We start from the raw sequence: 16,108 nt of genomic DNA on the forward strand, positions 1-16,108 counted from the left end.
GATGAGCGACGACACCCTCACCGAGACCCTGCCGCCGGTACGCCACTGGCCGGCCCTGGACCTGACCGGCGTCGACTTCGACCCGGTGCTCGCCGAGCTGATGCGCGAAGGGCCCGTCACCCGCATCGCCCTGCCCAACGGCGAGGGCTGGGCCTGGCTGGTCACCCGCCACGACGACGTGCGCACGGTGACCAACGACCCGCGCTTCAGCCGCGAGGCCGTCATGGACAAGCCGGTCACCCGGCTGGCCCCGCACTTCATCCCGCAGCGCGGCGCGGTCGGCTTCCTCGACCCGCCGGACCACACCCGGCTGCGCCGCTCGGTGGCCGCCGCGTTCACCGCCAGGGGCGTGGAGCGGGTGCGCGAGAAGTCCCGCCGGATGCTGGCGGAGCTCGTCGACGAGATGCTCCAGGACGGCGCCCCGGCCGACCTCACGGCGAGCGTGCTCAGCCCCTTCCCCATCGCGGTGATCTGCGAGCTGATGGGCGTCCCGGCCGCCGACCGGACCGCGATGCACACCTGGACCCAGCTCATCCTGTCCTCCGCGCACGGCGCCGCGGTCAGCGAGAAGGCCAGGGACGAGATGGCCGCCTACTTCGCCGACCTCGTCGGCCTCAGGGAGAACAGCTCCGGCGAGGACGTGACCTCGCTGCTCGGCGCCGCCGTGGGCCGGGCGGAGATCACCCTGGAGGAGGCGGTCGGCCTCGCGGTGCTGCTGCAGATCGGTGGCGAGGCGGTCACCAACAACAGCGGGCAGATGTTCTACCTCCTGCTGACCCGCCCGGAACTGGCGCGGCGGCTGCGCGCCGAGCCGGAGACCAGGTCCCGGGCCGTCGACGAGCTGCTGCGCTACATCCCGCACCGCAACGCCGTCGGGCTGTCCCGCATCGCCCTGGAGGACGTGGAGCTGCGCGGCGTGCGGATCCGGGCGGGCGACGCGGTCTACGTGTCGTACCTGGCCGCCAACCGCGACCCGGAGGTCTTCCCGGACCCGGAGACGATCGACTTCGCCCGCTCCCCCAACCCGCACGTGGCCTTCGGCTTCGGCCCGCACTACTGCCCGGGCGGCATGCTCGCGCGGCTGGAGTCCGAGCTGCTGGTGGACGCCCTCCTGGACCGCGTCCCGGGTCTACGGCTGGCCGTGCCGCCGGACCAGGTGCCCTTCCGCAAGGGCGCGTTGATCCGCGGCCCCGAGGCGCTCCCGGTGACGTGGTGACGGCGCCGGAGGGGCTCCTCGTGCCGCCGGGTCACGGCCGGGTCGTGCAGACGCCGGCCCAGCGGGTGACGTTCAAGGTGACCGGCACGCACTCGCGGGCGGCGTCCACCTTCGAGGTGGAGGTGCCGCCCGGCTTCGACGTCGGTGCGCATGTGCACACGCGCAGCGAGGAGTTGTTCTACGTGCTCGAAGGCGAGCTGGACGTGCTCGCCTTCGAGCCGAAGGTGCGCACCCCCGACGACTGGCAGCGCTGGGAGTCGAGTTCGGGCAACCGGGTGGTGCGGGCGACACCGGGCACGGTGATCGTCGTGCCGCCCGGCTGCCCGCACGCCTTCGCCAACCCGACGGACGCGCCCGCGAGGATGTTCTTCCAGGCGTCCCCGCCGCCGGACCACGAGCGCTACTTCGAGGAGCTGCTGGAGATCCTGGGCGACGGGGGCCCGCCGGACCACGGGGCGATCGAGGAACTGCGCGGGCGGTACGACATCGAGCAGCTGACGCCGCTCAGACACCGCTAGCGGATGGGCATCCCCGAGAGGGTGCGGGCGATCACCAGCCGCTGGATCTCGCTCGTGCCCTCGAAGATGGTGTAGATAGCCGCGTCCCGGTGCATCCGCTCCACCGGGTACTCCCGCGTGTAGCCGTTGCCGCCGAGGATCTGGATGGCCTGCGCGGTGACCTTCTTCGCCGTCTCGCTGGCGAACAGCTTCGACATCGAGCCCTCGGCCGCGGTGAACTGCTTGCCGTTGATGGCCATCCAGGAGGCGCGCCACACCAGCAGCCGGGCCGCGTCGATCTGGGTGCGCATGTCGGCGAGCTGGAAGGCGACGCCCTGGTTGTCGATGATCGGGCGCCCGAACTGCTCCCGGGTCCTGGCGTAGTCGAGGGCCACCTCGTACGCCGCCCGGGCCGTTCCGACGGCCATCGCGCCCACGGCCGGCCGCGAGGCCTCGAACGTGGCCATCGCCGCGTTCTTCACCCGCTCGCCGTTGCCCGCCCTGGCCTTCGCCCGGGCGCGGGCCAGCCGCTCGTCCAGCTTCTCCTTGCCGCCGAGGAGGCAGGAGCCGGGCACCCGGACGTTCTCCAGGACGACCTCGGCGGTGTGCGAGGCGCGGATGCCGTGCTTCTTGAACTTCTGGCCCTGGGACAGCCCCGGGGTGTTCGGCGGGATGATGAAGGACGCGTGGCCCTTGGAGCCGAGCTCGGGGTCGACGACGGCGACGACGACGTGGACGTTGGCGATGCCGCCGTTGGTCGCCCAGGTCTTGGTGCCGTTGAGGACCCACTCGTCCTTGGCCTCGTCGTAGACGGCGCGCGTGCGCATGGAGGCCACGTCGGAGCCGGCGTCGGGCTCGGAGGAGCAGAACGCGGCGACCTTGACATCGTTGGCGTCGCCGTACATCTGCGGGATCCAGGTGCCGATCTGCTCCTCGGTCCCGTTGGCGAGAACGCCCACGGCGGCGAGCCCCGTGCCTACGATCGACAGGGCGATGCCCGCGTCGCCCCAGAACAGCTCCTCCATCGCCATGGGGATGCCCAGCCCCGTGGGGTCGAAGTACTGCTGGGCGTAGAAGTCGAGGGAGTAGATGCCGACCTTCGCGGCCTCCTGGATGACCGGCCAGGGAGTCTCCTCACGCTCGTCCCATTCGGCGGCGGCGGGGCGGATGACGTCGGCGGCGAAGCCGTGCAGCCAGTCCCGGACCTCCTTCTGTTCGTCGTTGAGCTCCATGGTGAACTCGGTCATGTCCCCTCCAGCGGCGGCGCACAATCGTGTTACTAGCGGTAACCCGAGTCTGTTACCGACCGGTAGGAAAAGTCAACTCCCGATGACTCCTCGGCAGCCCGTTCGATGCAGGGGGCATGGTGAGTGTTAGTTTGCGCTGGCGTCACCGAATCAGCACGGGTGGGGAGAGTACATGGACACCACGCAGCGGACCGATCAGCAGCGGTCCGCCGACCGCCGTCGGCGCGAGCTGCTGGAGGCCGCGGACCGGGTGGTGCTGCGCGACGGACCGCAGGCCTCGATGAACGCGATCGCCGCGGAGGCGGGCATCACCAAGCCGATCCTGTACCGGCACTTCGGTGACAAGGGCGGACTCTACGCGGCGCTCGCCAAGCGCCACACGGACGCGCTGCTGGACTCGCTGCGGGCGGCGCTGGACGCGCCGGCGGACCGGCGGGAGCGCGTGGAGGCCACCCTGGACACCTACCTCGCGGCGATCGAGGCCCGTCCCCAGGTCTACCGGTTCCTGATGCATCCGGCGGAGGGCTCCCAGAGCGACCAGGGCTTCGACGTGGGCAAGCACTCCGCGCCGCTGCTGCGCAGGATGGGCGAGGAACTGGCCCAGGTCATCGAGGACCGCCTCGACCTCGGTCCGGGCAGCCAGCAACTGGCCCGGGTCTGGGGCCACGGCATCGTCGGCATGATGCATGCGGCCGGCGACTGGTGGCTGGGCGAACGCCCGTGCTCGCGCGCGGAGTTGGTCCGCAGCCTGGCCGACCTGCTGTGGGGCCGGCTGGCGGCGGCGGGCGACCGGATCGGCGGCCCCGGCTTCTAGCCCCGGTCGCTCCAGGAGGCCTTCGCCGCCTGTCGCAGCACCTTGCGTTTCCGCCAACCGGTGAGGTGATCGACGTAGACCCGGCCCTCCAGGTGATCGCACTCGTGCTGCAGGCACCGCGCGAAGAAGCCCGTCCCGTGCACGGTGACCGGCTCGCCGGTCACCGTGAACCCCTCGACCACCGCGTGGTCGTGGCGCTCCGTGCCCGCCTCCAGCCCCGGCAGGGACAGGCACCCCTCCGGACCCCGCACCACCACGCCGTCGGCCTCGACCAGGCGGGGGTTGACCACATGGCCCAGGTGCCGGACGTCCTCGTCGTCCGGGCAGTCGTAGACGAACACCCGCAGGGACCGCCCCACCTGGTTCGCCGCCAGCCCCACTCCCTGCGCCGCGTACATCGTCGCGAACAAGTCCTCCACCAGGGCCGCCAGTTCGGGTCCGAAGTCCGTGACGTCCGCGCAGGGCGCCCGCAGCAGCGGGTCGCCGAGCAGGGTGAGGGGCCGGACACGCCCGCGGGTGCCCGGAATGGAGCCGTTTCGCATGGCCGCAAGGGTACGGCGATTCGGGAGTGCGAATGGATCTCGATAGGCTGACCACCACCACGTTGCCGACAGGCTTCAGGCGCGGCGCGTACGCAAGGAGGATCGAGAACTGATGGCAGGCAACTCGGACCCGCTCACGCCGCGGGCCAAGATCGCCGTGACCGCGGGCAAGGCGGTCGCGGCGGCGTCGCGCGCCGCGGGGCGCGGCAGCGGTTCGGTGATCGGCGGCCGGGTGGCGCTCAAGCTCGACCCCGACCTCCTCGCCCGGCTCGCCCAGAACCTGGACGTCGTCCTGGTCTCGGCGACCAACGGCAAGACGACCACGACCCGGCTCATCGCGGAGGCCCTGCGGGCCGCCGGCCCCGTCGTCTCCAACGCCCTCGGCGCCAACATGCCGGCCGGCATCACCTCGGCCCTGGCCGGCGGCTCGGACGCCCGCTACGGCGTCATCGAGGTCGACGAGAAGTACCTCGCGGGCGTCGCCCGGGACACCGACCCCAAGTGCATCGCCCTGCTCAACCTCTCCCGCGACCAGCTCGACCGCGCCGCGGAGACCCGCATGCTCGCCGAGAACTGGCGTGAGGGGCTGGCCGGTTCGAAGGCCGTCGTCGTCGCCAACTGCGACGACCCGCTCGTGGTGTGGGCCGCCTCCTCCTCGCCCAACGTGATCTGGGTCGCCGCCGGGCAGATGTGGAAGGACGACGCCTGGTCCTGCCCGTCCTGCGGCGGTGTGATGCGGCGCCCGGGCGACGACTGGTTCTGCAACGAGTGCGGCTTCCGGCGGCCGACGCCCAGCTGGGCGCTCTCCGGCGACCACGTCCTCGACCCGCACGGCTCCGCCTGGCCGATCCACCTCCAGCTGCCGGGCCGCGCCAACAAGGCCAACGCCGCCTCCTCCGCCGCCGTCGCCGCCGTCTTCGGCGTGCCGCCGCAGGTCGCCCTGGAACGCATGTACCAGGTGCAGGCGGTGGCCGGGCGCTACGACGTGGTGCAGTTCCAGGGCCGCGACCTCAGGCTGCTGCTCGCCAAGAACCCGGCCGGCTGGCTCGAAACGTTCAGCCTGATCGACCCGCCGCCCACCCCGGTGATCCTCTCGGTGAACGCGCGCAGCGCCGACGGCACCGACACCTCCTGGCTGTGGGACGTCGACTACACACGGCTGACCGGCCACCCGATCTGTGTCATCGGCGACCGCAGGCTGGACCTCGCGGTGCGCCTGGAGGTCGCAGGCCAGCAGTTCCAGGTGTACGACACCCTCGACCAGGCGGTCCAGATGAGCCAGCCGGGCCGGATCGAGGTCATCGCCAACTACACCGCCTTCCAGGACCTGCGCCGCCGCGTCGGCAACTGAAGACTTCAGGGGACTTTTGTGAGCGACAACCAACTGCGGGTCGTCTGGATCTACCCCGACCTGCTCAGCACCTACGGCGACCAGGGCAACGTCCTCGTCGTGGAGCGCCGGGCCCGGCAGCGCGGCCTGGACGTGGCCCGCCTCGACGTGCGCAGCGACCAGCCGATCCCGACCTCCGGGGACATCTACCTGATCGGCGGCGGCGAGGACCGTCCGCAGCGGCTCGCGGCCGAGCGGCTGCGCCGGGACGGCGGCCTGCACCGGGCCGTGGAGAACGGCGCGATCGTCTTCTCCGTCTGCGCCGGCTACCAGATCCTCGGCCACGAGTTCATCAACGACCTCGGCCAGCGCGAGCCGGGCCTGGGCCTGCTCGACGTGGTCTCGGTCCGCGGTGAGGGCGCGCGCTGTGTCGGCGACGTGCTCGCCGACATCGACCCGCGCCTGGGCCTGCCCCCGCTGACCGGCTTCGAGAACCACCAGGGCGTCACCCACCTCGGCCCGACCGCCCGCCCCCTGGCCAAGGTGCGCCTGGGCAACGGCAACGGCACGGGCGACGGCACGGAGGGCGCGTACAACGACACGGTCTTCGGCACGTACATGCACGGGCCGGTGCTGGCGCGCAACCCGCTGATCGCGGACCTGCTGCTGAAGCTCGCGCTCGACGTGAACGCGCTGCCGCCGACCGACGACCGGTGGTACGAGGCGCTGCGCAACGAACGCATCGCGGCGGCCCAGCAGCCTGCCTGACACCTGCTGTCCCACCTCTCGTAACCAGCCCGTCTGACGTCCCGTCCGCACAGGTGAGCGGGGTCGTCCAGCAGTCGGACGCACGGTGCGGCCCCGCCCCCTCCTGCCGCTAGGGTGGCGGGGTTCGAGCCGGACAGCGTGGTCCGGTCTGGGCCCACGTCTATACGGTGAGAAGGTTTTTTCGGGCTATGCGCATTGGTGTCCTCACGTCCGGCGGCGACTGCCCCGGCCTGAACGCCGTCATCCGGTCCGTCGTACACCGTGCCGTCGCCGACCACGGCGACGAGGTCATCGGCTTCCGGGACGGCTGGAAGGGCCTTCTGGAGTGTGACTACCTCAAGCTCGACCTCGACGCGGTGGGCGGCATCCTGGCCCGCGGCGGCACGATCCTCGGCTCCTCCCGGGTCCAGCCCTCGCACCTGCGGGACGGCGTGGAACGGGCCCGGGGCCATGTCGAGGAGCTCGGCCTGGACGCGATCATCCCGATCGGCGGCGAGGGCACGCTGAAGGCGGCCCGGCTGATGTACGACAACGGCCTGCCGATCGTCGGGGTCCCCAAGACGATCGACAACGACATCGCGGTCACGGACGTCACCTTCGGCTTCGACACGGCCGTGGGGGTGGCGACCGAGGCGCTGGACCGGCTGAAGACCACCGCCGAGTCCCACCAGCGGGTGCTGGTCGTGGAGGTCATGGGCCGGCACACCGGCTGGATCGCCCTGCACTCCGGCATGGCAGCCGGCGCGCACGCCATCGTCGTCCCCGAACGGCCCTTCGACATCGCCGAGTTGACCGAGCGGGTGGGCGCGCGGTTCGACCAGGGCAAGCGGTTCGCGATCGTCGTCGCGGCGGAGGGCGCCAAGCCGAAGCCGGGGACCATGGAGTTCGACGAGGGCGGCACGGACGTCTACGGGCACGAGCGCTTCGCCGGGATCGCCCGCCAGCTCTCGATCGAGCTGGAGGAGCGGCTGGGGAAGGAGGCCCGGCCGGTCATCCTGGGGCACGTGCAGCGCGGCGGCACGCCGACGGCGTACGACCGCGTCCTGGCGACCCGTTTCGGCTGGCACGCGGTGGAGGCCGTGCACCGGGGCGAGTTCGGCAAGATGACCGCGCTGCGGGGGACGGACATCACGATGGTGTCGCTGGCGGAGGCGGTCGAGACGCTGAAGACGGTGCCCGAGGACCGCTACGCCGAAGCGGAGTGCGTGCTCTAGCCGTCCGGCGAGTGGGTTGTGCCGCCCCCGGTCGGAACAGTGACCGGGGGTGGTTCTAGTCTGTGTGCGGACAGACTTGCACAACCCCCACGAATCAGGAGCCGGCCGATGGACCACAGCGGGCACGGCATGACCATGGATCTGCCGCCGTTCACGCTGGGACGGGGGCTGGAGTGGTCCGCGGACCCGTTCTTCCTCGTCGCCTGCCTGGCGGGGCTGGCGCTGTACGGGTGGGGGGTCGTCCGGCTGCGCCGGCGCGGTGACGCGTGGTCGGCGGCGCGGACGGCGTCGTTCGTCGCCGGCGTGCTGACCGTGCTGGTCGTGATGTGCACCAAGCTGAACGACTACGGCATGGTCATGTTCAGCGTGCACATGGTGCAGCACATGGTCATCAGCATGCTGTCGCCGATCCTGATCCTGCTCGGCGCCCCCGTCACCCTCGCCCTGCGCGCGCTGCCGGCCGCCGGCAAGGGCCGCAAGGGGCCGCGCGAGCTGCTGCTGATGCTGCTGCACAGCCGGTACATGCGGGTCATCACGCACCCGGCGTTCACCATCCCGCTGTTCATCGCGAGCCTGTACGCGCTGTACTTCACCCCGCTGTTCGACTTCCTGATGGGCTCGAAGACCGGGCACATCGCGATGATGGTGCACTTCCTCGCGGTGGGCGTGGTGTTCTTCTGGCCGATCATCGGCGTGGACCCGGGACCGTACCGGCCCGGCTATCTGATGCGGATGCTGGAGCTGTTCGCGGGCATGCCGTTCCACGCGTTCTTCGGCATCGCGCTGATGATGGCGTCGACGCCGATGGTCGAGACGTTCAAGAACCCGCCCGCCTCGCTCGGCATCGACGCCCTGTCCGACCAGACGGCGGCCGGCGGCATCGCCTGGGCGTTCAGCGAGGTCCCGTCCGTGCTGGTGCTGATCGCCCTGCTGTTCCAGTGGTACGGCTCCGAGCAGCGGCAGGCCAAGCGCAAGGACCGGGCCGCCGACCGGGACGGCGACAAGGAACTCGAGGCGTACAACGCCTATTTGGCCTCATTGAACGCACGCGGGCAGTAAAGGCTTCGCCATTCCGCGGCTTTCAGTAGCATGAAACGCGATGGGGGTACCGCCGGGGGGAGCGGTGATGACATTTCGCGCGTTCATGCAAAGGGCCGGGAAATCGGCCGTTTCAAAGATCGCCGTACTACTGGTATGCGTACTGGCGCTCGGCGGATGTGATCGGCACACGCCGCTGACCGTCGTCCGGGCGGTCGCCGCGGGGGTTCCCTCTCTCGCGCCTTTCTTCGACGAGAGCAGCGGGCTCGGCCACGACACCGAGGTGCGGTCGCAGGCCGTGCGCGGGAGCCTCCAGCAAGGGGACACGCCCGGCCTGTACGGCGGCACACGGCAGCCGACGATCTGCGACGTGAGGAAGCTCAAGGCGTTTCTCACCGCCCCCGGGAATCATCGGAAGGCACAGGCGTGGGCGAGTGCGCTGAATATCACGACGGACCGGATTCCGGGATATCTGGACCGGCTCACTCCTGTTCTCCTGCGCCACGACACGCTCGTCGAGAACCACGACTACAGGAAGGGAAAGGCCGTTCCCTTCGACTCCTTGTTGCAGGCCGGAATCGCCGTTCTCGTCGATCAGCGGGGACTGCCCGCCGTGAAGTGTTCCTGCGGAAATCCACTGCGCCCCTTCAGGGGTGACACGCACCGTATTTCGGTCAGGTTCGAGAACGGCAACAGGAAGTGGACGGGATACGAGCGTTCCTCCGTGGTGGCCGTGCGGCCGGCGCCGCGCGGGATGGCGCGGCTGGTGCTGGTCGACGTCGCCGCTCCGGACCAGGGCATCGCCCGGCCGGTCGGCACGACGGGCGCGCACGACACGGCCTTCGACGCGGGCGCGCCCCGTACGGTGCCCGACGTCACCGGGACGACGTTCGGCGCCGCGAGCCGGCGGCTGACCGCCGCGGGGCTGGCCGTCGGGTACGCGGGGAAGACGCCGCCGGCCGACGACGCGCGGGTGACGGCCTCGGATCCGGCGGCCGGGGCCCAGGCTCGGTTCGGGGCGTACGTGACGCTTAGCGTGGCGGCAGGGGGATCGCCCACGCCGCCGCCTCAGACCAAGCAGACCAAGCCGACCAAGCCGACAGAGCCACCAGAGCCGACGAAGCCGTCGTCGAAGGCGCCCCCTTCGTCGCCGTCGTCGCCGTCGACCGGCTCCCCCGCCCCCTCCACGTCGCCGCCCTCCTCGACCCCGCGCAGTGCTCCTCCCCCGCCGCCCACCAGCAGCGCACCCCCGCCCGAGACTCCGGTCACCCCGTCGGCGCCCCCGCCCGAGACCAGGAGCGCCCCGGCCACGAGCGCCCCCGCGACCAGCGTCCCCGCCACCAGTGAGCCGGCGAGCAGCGCGCCCGCCCCGAGTGAGCCCGGCTCGTCCGGGCCCGGCACCAGCGCGAGCGCGTCCGCCTAGCGCCCCCCGCCTCACCATCCGAATCATCCGAGAACCCGGGAGTCACCGGATGCCTTCAGGATCACCGACGTCGGGAGTGGGCCGGGTCATCGCCGGCCGCTATCTGCTGCTGAACCGGCTCGGCAGCGGCGGCATGGGCCATGTGTGGCTCGCCCACGACCAGAGACTCGCCTGCGAGGTCGCGCTCAAGGAGATCGTGTTCCAGGACCCGCTCGCGGCCGGCGACGACCGGGAGGCGCGGGTCGCGCGGGCCCGTGCGGAGGCCCGGCACGCGGCGGGGCTGCGCGGGCATCCGCACGTCGTCACGGTGCACGACGTGCTGGAGCACGAGGGGCTGCCGTGGATCGTGATGGAGTACGTGTCCGGCGCCGTGGATCTGAAGGAACTGGTCGAGACGCGGGGTCCGCTCGCGCCCGCGGAGTGCGCCCGCATCGGGCTCGCCGTGCTCGACGCGCTGACCGCCGGGCACGAGCGCGGGGTCATGCACCGGGACGTGAAACCGGCGAACATCCTGCTCGCGCCTGACCGGAGCGGCGCACCGTACGGCCGGGTGCTGCTCGCCGACTACGGCATCTCGGTGCAGCCGGACGCCGGCGAGACCCGCTACACGCTCGCATCGGTGCTCGTCGGGACGTCGGGGTACCTGGCTCCGGAGCGTGCCACGGGCGGGCCGCCGACGCCGGCCGCGGACCTGTTCTCACTGGGCTGCACGCTGTACTACGGCGTCGAGGGCCGGGGCCCCTTCGAGCGCGGGTCGAGCCTCGCGGAGGTCACCGCGGTGGTCATGGAGGAGCCGCGCCCGGCCGTACGCGCCGGCGCGCTGGGCCCCGTACTGCGGCGGTTGCTCGCGAAGGATCCGGCGCGGCGGCCGTCCGCCCCGGAGGCCGAGGCGGCGCTGTCGCGGATCGTCACCCCGGAGGCGGAGCCGTACGCCCGCACGCAGACCGGCCTCGGCTCGCAGCCGCCCTGGGCCGCGGCGGTCCCTGCCTCGCAGCCGCCGTGGGCCGCAGCCGCCACGCCCTCGCCCGCCCCGGTGGTGTCCCGCGGCTTCGGCCCCGTCCCCGCGTCGCCGCCCGCCACGCACCGCCGCCGCGACCTCCCCCGCGCCCTGCGCGCCCTCCTCGCGGCCTGCCTCGGCCTGGTGCTCGCCCTGGGCGGGGTCTGGTACGCCATGGCCCACCAGACGAAGGAGGACGGCGGGAAGGCGGCGGCACCCTACGGGGCGGCCGTCGGGCTGGCGAAGCCGCTCAGGGACGGGGACTGTGTCCTCGCCGACTGGCCGGGGGCCCGTTTCCAGGGCACGCCCCGGATCTCGCTCGACCCGACCTGCCGGGACAGGGCGCCGGACGGGCAGGTGATGGCGTTCGTGACGGCCGCGTCGGCCCGGCAGGCGCGTACGCAGGGGGCGGCGCGGTGCGCGGAGCGGACGCAGGAGATCCGGGAACGGCTCGCGGACGTGCGCAGCGTGGCCGTCGTACCGACCGCGGCCGGTTTCGAGGCGGCCGGGCGGCGGGTGGTGTGCCTGGTGCTCGGCGCGCACGGGCCGGTGTACGGGCCGCTGGGCGCCCACCGCGGGCTCGGTACGGCCTTCACGGACGTCTCGAACATGCAGCGCCGTGACTGCCTCCAGGCCCGCTCGCACCGGGACGCCCGCCTCGTCTCCTGCAAGGGCGCGCACGACGAACAGGTCCTCGGCTTCACCCGGCTGGGCGGCGACGTCACCCTCACCGAGGCGCGGACCGCGTCGGACGCGGCCTGTGCCGAGGCCGTGCCGCCGGCCGACTACGGGTTCGACCCCTCGGTGTACACCTCCGGCTCCTGGACCAGCGAGGGTCCCTGGAAAGCGGGGACGCATTTCGTCGTGTGCACCGTCCGGAAGCAGAACGGGGGCACCATGGAGGGGGACGAATCCTGAGGAGGGTGTCGCGATGCCCGGATCCACGGACGGTTCTACGAAGGCGATGGGGGTGGTCACCGTCGGCGGGCTCGTCGTGGTGACGGCCTACACGGTGGCGCTCGGCAGCAACGGCTGGCTGTGGTTCGGCTGGGTCGTGCTGGGCCTGATCACCCTCGGCATGGTGGCGACCCGCAGCGCCTGAGGCTCAGGGCTCGATGAGCCGCCCCGCCGAGTGCACGCCCGGCTGGTACTTGGGCAGCCGGGCGGTGACCTTCATGCCCGCTCCGACGGCCGTCTCGATGACGAGGCCGTAGTCGTCGCCGTAGACCTGGCGCAGCCGGTCGTCGACGTTGGACAGCCCGATGCCGCCGGACGGGCTGAGCTCGCCGGCGAGGATGCGGCGCAGCAGGCCGGGGTCCATTCCGGCGCCGTCGTCCTCGATGACCACGAGGGCCTCGGCGCCGGTGTCCTGCGCGGTGATCTGGATGTGGCACTTGTCGCTCTTGCCCTCCAGACCGTGCTTGACGGCGTTCTCGACGAGCGGTTGCAGGCACAGGAAGGGCAGGGTGACCGGCAGCACCTCGGGGGCGATCTGCAGGGTGACGGAGAGGCGGTCGCCGAAGCGGGCCCGCACCAGCGCCAGGTAGTGGTCGATGGCGTGCAGTTCGTCGGCGAGGGTGGTGAAGTCGCCGTGCCTGCGGAACGAGTAGCGGGTGAAGTCGGCGAACTCCAGGAGGAGTTCGCGGGCGCGCTCGGGGTCGGTGCGGACGAACGAGGCGATCACGGCGAGCGAGTTGAAGATGAAGTGCGGGGAGATCTGCGCCCTCAGTGCCTTGATCTCGGCCTCGATCAGCCGGGTGCGGGACCGGTCGAGGTCGGCCAGCTCCAGCTGCACGCTGACCCAGCGGGCGACCTCGCCGGCCGCGCGGACCAGGACGGCGGACTCGCGGGGCGCGCAGGCGACGAGGGCGCCGTGGACGCGGTCGTCGACGGTGAGCGGGGCGACGACGGCCCAGCGGACCGGGCAGTCGGGCTGCTCGCAGGTCAGGCGGAAGGCCTCGCCGCGGCCGGTCTCCAGGGGCGAGGCGAGGCGTTCCATGATCTCGCCGCGGTGGTGAGCGCCGACGCCGTCCCAGACCAGGACGTCCTTCTGGTCGGTCAGGCACAGGGCGTGGGTGCCGAGCAGGGTGCGCAGCCTGCGGGCGGACTTGCGGGCGGTCTCCTCGGTCAGGCCCGCGCGCAGCGGGGGCGCGGCGAGGGAGGCGGTGTGCAGGGTCTGGAAGGTGGCGTGCTCGACGGGGGTGCCGAGGCCGGCCAGGCTCTCGGGGCGTGCCGTGCGCCGCCCCAGCCAGAAGCCGGCGGCCAGCAGCGGCAGGACGGCCACGCACAGGCCGGCCAGGAATCCGCTCACGCCTTCACCTCCGCCCGCAGTTCCTCCGGGAGATGGAACCGCGCCAGGATCGCCTCGGTGCCGCCCGGCACCCGTCCCGGCGTGGCCAGGGACACCAGCACCATGGTGAGGAAGCCCAGCGGTACCGACCAGAGGGCGGGCCAGGCGAGCAGGGCGTGCAGCGGGCCGCCGCCCGGGAAGCCGGCCATCGTCGCGGCGACCGCCACGAACGCGGAGCCGCCGCCGACGAGCATCCCGGCCGCGGCGCCCGGCGGGGTGAGCCGCCGCCACCAGATGCCGAGCACCAGCAGCGGGCAGAACGACGACGCCGACACCGCGAAGGCGAGGCCCACCGCGTCGGCCACCGGCAGCCCGCCCACCAGGACGCTCGCCGCGAGCGGCGCGGCCATGGCGAGCAGCGTGCCGAGCCGGAAGTGCCGTACGCCGCGGCTCGGGAGCACGTCCTGGGTGAGCACGCCCGCCACGGCCATGGTCAGTCCGGAGGCGGTGGACAGGAACGCGGCGAAGGCGCCGCCCGCCACCAGCGCGCCGAGCAGGTCGCCGCCGACGCCGCCGATCATGCGGTCGGGCAGCAGGAGCACGGCGGCGTCCGCGTCGCCGGTGAGGGTCAGTTCGGGGGTGTAGAGGCGGCCGAGGGCGCCGTAGAGCGGCGGCAGGAGGTAGAAGGTGCCGATCAGGGCGAGGACGGCGACGGTGGTGCGGCGGGCGGCGACGCCGTGCGGGCTGGTGTAGAAGCGGACGACGACGTGCGGCAGGCCCATGGTGCCGAGGAAGGTGGCGAGGATCAGTCCGTACGTGGCGTACAGCGGGCGCTCCTCGCGGCTGGTGGCGAGGGAGGTGGACATGCCGCCGTTGGCCCCGCGGTCGGCCCGCGGTACCGCGCTGCCCCGGGGGAAGGTGAGCCGGGTGTGGTGCTCGATGTGGTGGGTCCCGGCGGGCAGCCGGACCGTGCGGCCGTGCAGGGCGCGGCCGTCGACCGTGCCGGTCACGGTGACGGTCAGCGGCCGGTCGAGGCGCAGGTCGACGCTGCTGTCGACGGTGACGGCGCGCTGCTGGCGGAAGGTCGCCGGTTCCTCGAAGGCGTGGGTGGGGGCGCCGTCGCGCTGCCAGGCGAGGACGAGGAAGAGGGCGGGGACGAGCAGCGCGGTGAGCTTGAGCCAGTACTGGAAGGCCTGCACGAAGGTGATGCTGCGCATGCCGCCGGCAGCGACGGTGGCGACCACGACGACGGCGACGATGACCCCGCCGAGCGCGCCGGGCGCACCGGTCAGCACGGTCAGCGTCAGCCCGGCGCCCTGGAGCTGGGGCAGCAGGTAGAGCCAGCCGACGCCGACGACGAAGGCGCCCGCGAGCCGGCGTACCGCGTGCGAGGCGAGGCGGGCCTCGGCGAAGTCGGGGAGGGTGTAGGCGCCGGAGCGGCGCAGCGGGGCGGCGACGAAGAGCAGCAGCACCAGGTAGCCGGCGGTGTAGCCGACCGGGTACCACAGCATGTCCGGGCCCTGGACCAGGACGAGTCCGGCGATGCCGAGGAAGGAGGCGGCGGAGAGGTACTCACCGCTGATGGCGGCGGCGTTGAGGCGGGGGCCGACGGTGCGGGAGGCGACGTAGAAGTCGGACGTGGTGCGGGAGATGCGCAGGCCGAAGGCGCCGACGAGGACGGTCGCGACGACGACCAGGGCGACGGCGGGGACGGCGTAGCCGGAGTTCATGGGCGGGGTGTCTCAGCGGTCCTCGACGAGCCGTACGAAGTCCCGTTCGTTGCGTTCGGCGCGCCGGACGTACCAGCGGGCGAGCAGGATCAGCGGGGCGTACAGGCAGAAGCCGAGGACGAGCCACTGCAGGCGGCGGGCGTCGGGGGTGGCGGCGAAGACCAGGGGCAGCGGGGCGATCAGCAGGCCGAGGACCGCGAACACGGCGAGGGCGGCGCGCAGTTGGGTGCGCATGAGGGAGCGGACGTAGGTGTGGCCGAGGGTGGTCTGCTCGTCGATCTCGGTGCGCGGGCGGTAGTAGCCGGAGGCGCGCCGGGCGCGGCGGGGCGGGCCGGTGACGGTGACGCGGCGGTCGGCGGGGTCCTGGCCTGGCACGGCTACGGCCTCCTCATCAGCAGGTCCCGCAGCTCGCGCGCGTGGCGGCGGCTGACCTGGAGCTCCTCGCCGCCGACGAGGACGCTCACCGTGCCCGCGTCCAGGCGGAGTTCGCCTATGTGGCGCAGGGCGACGAGGTGGCGGCGGTGGATGCGCACGAAGCCGCGGGAGCGCCAGCGCTCCTCCAGGGTGGACAGCGGGATGCGGACGAGGTGGCTGCCCTTGTCGGTGTGCAGGCGGGCGTAGTCGCCCTGGGCCTCGACGTGGGTGATGTCGTCGACGGCGACGAAGCGGGTGACACCGCCGAGTTCGACGGGGATGTGGTCGGGGTCGGGTTCGTGCACGGGGATGCGGGGGGCCGAGCCGCGCAGTTCGGCGGCCCGGCGTATCGCCTCCGCGAGGCGTTCCTTGCGCACGGGTTTGAGGACGTAGTCGACGGCCTTGAGGTCGAACGCCTGGACGGCGAAGTCCTCGTGGGCGGTGACGAACACGACCAGCGGCGGCTTGGCGAAGCCGGTCAGCAGCCGGGCCAGGTCCAGGCCGTCGAGGCCGGGCATGTGGATGTCGAGGAACACCACGTCGATCGCCTCCGGGCCGCCCGGCCCGGACTCCAGCGCCCGGTTGATG

The 16,108-nt window shown here is 72.5% G+C and carries 16 protein-coding genes; 10 read left to right on the forward strand and 6 right to left on the reverse strand.

The annotated features are described in order from the left end of the window. Position 1: 1 nt before the first annotated feature. Both ACYF6T_RS38770 and ACYF6T_RS38775 read left to right on the forward strand, forming a co-directional pair. Positions 2–1,216: a cytochrome P450 gene (locus ACYF6T_RS38770; RefSeq protein ID WP_461702589.1), complete on the forward strand. Its 1,215-nt coding sequence runs from the start codon at positions 2–4 to the stop codon at positions 1,214–1,216. Beyond that, on the forward strand, positions 1,213–1,734 hold the full coding sequence (locus tag ACYF6T_RS38775; protein ID WP_461702614.1) for a cupin domain-containing protein: 522 nt from the start codon (positions 1,213–1,215) through the stop codon (positions 1,732–1,734). The genes ACYF6T_RS38770 and ACYF6T_RS38775 overlap by 4 nt, the downstream gene beginning before the upstream one ends. Here ACYF6T_RS38775 and ACYF6T_RS38780 read toward each other — a convergent pair. After that, the gene (locus tag ACYF6T_RS38780; RefSeq protein WP_461702591.1) at positions 1,731–2,960 is read right to left on the reverse strand and encodes an acyl-CoA dehydrogenase family protein; all 1,230 of its coding nucleotides are present in this window, start codon (positions 2,958–2,960) and stop codon (positions 1,731–1,733) included. The two genes, ACYF6T_RS38775 and ACYF6T_RS38780, sit on opposite strands and share 4 nt — an antisense overlap. A 172-nt stretch (positions 2,961–3,132) precedes the next feature. On the opposite strand from ACYF6T_RS38780, the gene ACYF6T_RS38785 reads away from it, so the two are divergent. Next, a complete protein-coding gene (locus ACYF6T_RS38785) occupies positions 3,133–3,774 on the forward strand; it encodes a TetR family transcriptional regulator (protein ID WP_461702593.1) in 642 nt (213 codons plus the stop codon). On the opposite strand, the gene def is transcribed toward ACYF6T_RS38785, so the two are convergent. Then, positions 3,771–4,316: a peptide deformylase gene (gene def, locus ACYF6T_RS38790; RefSeq protein WP_461702594.1), complete on the reverse strand. Its 546-nt coding sequence runs from the start codon at positions 4,314–4,316 to the stop codon at positions 3,771–3,773. The two genes, ACYF6T_RS38785 and def, sit on opposite strands and share 4 nt — an antisense overlap. Positions 4,317–4,428: 112 nt before the next feature. On the opposite strand from def, the gene ACYF6T_RS38795 reads away from it, so the two are divergent. From ACYF6T_RS38795 to ACYF6T_RS38825, 7 genes are all read left to right on the forward strand, one after another. Then, positions 4,429–5,667: a DUF1727 domain-containing protein gene (locus tag ACYF6T_RS38795; RefSeq protein WP_461702595.1), complete on the forward strand. Its 1,239-nt coding sequence runs from the start codon at positions 4,429–4,431 to the stop codon at positions 5,665–5,667. A gap of 18 nt (positions 5,668–5,685) precedes the next feature. Next, positions 5,686–6,414 carry a type 1 glutamine amidotransferase gene (locus ACYF6T_RS38800; protein WP_461702596.1) on the forward strand — a complete coding sequence of 243 codons (729 nt, stop codon included), beginning with the start codon at positions 5,686–5,688 and terminating at the stop codon, positions 6,412–6,414. A gap of 188 nt (positions 6,415–6,602) precedes the next feature. Beyond that, the gene (locus tag ACYF6T_RS38805) at positions 6,603–7,628 is read left to right on the forward strand and encodes a 6-phosphofructokinase (RefSeq protein WP_461702597.1); all 1,026 of its coding nucleotides are present in this window, start codon (positions 6,603–6,605) and stop codon (positions 7,626–7,628) included. Positions 7,629–7,736: 108 nt separating this feature from the next. Then, entirely contained in the window at positions 7,737–8,687 is a 951-nt protein-coding gene (locus ACYF6T_RS38810; RefSeq protein ID WP_461702598.1) for a cytochrome c oxidase assembly protein, read from the forward strand. 67 nt (positions 8,688–8,754) lie between these two features. Further along, positions 8,755–10,089 (forward strand): DUF6777 domain-containing protein, encoded by a 1,335-nt coding sequence (locus ACYF6T_RS38815; RefSeq protein WP_461702599.1) that lies wholly within the window; start codon positions 8,755–8,757, stop codon positions 10,087–10,089. Between the two features lie 49 nt (positions 10,090–10,138). Beyond that, positions 10,139–12,004: a serine/threonine-protein kinase gene (locus tag ACYF6T_RS38820; RefSeq protein ID WP_461702601.1), complete on the forward strand. Its 1,866-nt coding sequence runs from the start codon at positions 10,139–10,141 to the stop codon at positions 12,002–12,004. 13 nt (positions 12,005–12,017) lie between these two features. Continuing rightward, positions 12,018–12,188, forward strand: a complete 171-nt coding sequence (locus tag ACYF6T_RS38825) for a hypothetical protein (protein WP_461702603.1) — start codon at positions 12,018–12,020, stop codon at positions 12,186–12,188. Positions 12,189–12,191: 3 nt separating this feature from the next. On the opposite strand, the gene ACYF6T_RS38830 is transcribed toward ACYF6T_RS38825, so the two are convergent. From ACYF6T_RS38830 to ACYF6T_RS38845, 4 genes are all read right to left on the reverse strand, one after another. Beyond that, positions 12,192–13,397, reverse strand: a complete 1,206-nt coding sequence (locus ACYF6T_RS38830) for a sensor histidine kinase (protein WP_461702605.1) — start codon at positions 13,395–13,397, stop codon at positions 12,192–12,194. Further along, a complete protein-coding gene (locus tag ACYF6T_RS38835) occupies positions 13,394–15,106 on the reverse strand; it encodes a sodium/solute symporter (protein ID WP_461702606.1) in 1,713 nt (570 codons plus the stop codon). The genes ACYF6T_RS38830 and ACYF6T_RS38835 overlap by 4 nt, the downstream gene beginning before the upstream one ends. Before the next feature lie 12 nt (positions 15,107–15,118). Then, positions 15,119–15,481 carry a hypothetical protein gene (locus tag ACYF6T_RS38840; RefSeq protein WP_461702607.1) on the reverse strand — a complete coding sequence of 121 codons (363 nt, stop codon included), beginning with the start codon at positions 15,479–15,481 and terminating at the stop codon, positions 15,119–15,121. A gap of 2 nt (positions 15,482–15,483) precedes the next feature. Next, on the reverse strand, positions 15,484–16,108 hold a 625-nt coding region (locus tag ACYF6T_RS38845), incomplete at its 5' end, for a LytR/AlgR family response regulator transcription factor (protein WP_461702609.1).

It is taken from the genome of Streptomyces sp. 7R007, from assembly GCF_054850255.1.

Excerpts from the sequence above, each read along its gene's own strand:
- ACYF6T_RS38835 (WP_461702606.1), bottom strand. The coding sequence starts at position 15,106 with ATGAACTCCGGCTACGCCGTCCCCGCCGTCGCCCTGGTCGTCGTCGCG.
- def (WP_461702594.1), bottom strand. The coding sequence starts at position 4,316 with ATGCGAAACGGCTCCATTCCGGGCACCCGCGGGCGTGTCCGGCCCCTC.
- ACYF6T_RS38785 (WP_461702593.1), top strand. The coding sequence starts at position 3,133 with ATGGACACCACGCAGCGGACCGATCAGCAGCGGTCCGCCGACCGCCGT.
- ACYF6T_RS38795 (WP_461702595.1), top strand. The coding sequence starts at position 4,429 with ATGGCAGGCAACTCGGACCCGCTCACGCCGCGGGCCAAGATCGCCGTG.
- ACYF6T_RS38770 (WP_461702589.1), top strand. The coding sequence starts at position 2 with ATGAGCGACGACACCCTCACCGAGACCCTGCCGCCGGTACGCCACTGG.
- ACYF6T_RS38810 (WP_461702598.1), top strand. The coding sequence starts at position 7,737 with ATGGACCACAGCGGGCACGGCATGACCATGGATCTGCCGCCGTTCACG.
- ACYF6T_RS38815 (WP_461702599.1), top strand. The coding sequence starts at position 8,755 with ATGACATTTCGCGCGTTCATGCAAAGGGCCGGGAAATCGGCCGTTTCA.
- ACYF6T_RS38820 (WP_461702601.1), top strand. The coding sequence starts at position 10,139 with ATGCCTTCAGGATCACCGACGTCGGGAGTGGGCCGGGTCATCGCCGGC.
- ACYF6T_RS38825 (WP_461702603.1), top strand. The coding sequence starts at position 12,018 with ATGCCCGGATCCACGGACGGTTCTACGAAGGCGATGGGGGTGGTCACC.
- ACYF6T_RS38780 (WP_461702591.1), bottom strand. The coding sequence starts at position 2,960 with ATGACCGAGTTCACCATGGAGCTCAACGACGAACAGAAGGAGGTCCGG.
- ACYF6T_RS38805 (WP_461702597.1), top strand. The coding sequence starts at position 6,603 with ATGCGCATTGGTGTCCTCACGTCCGGCGGCGACTGCCCCGGCCTGAAC.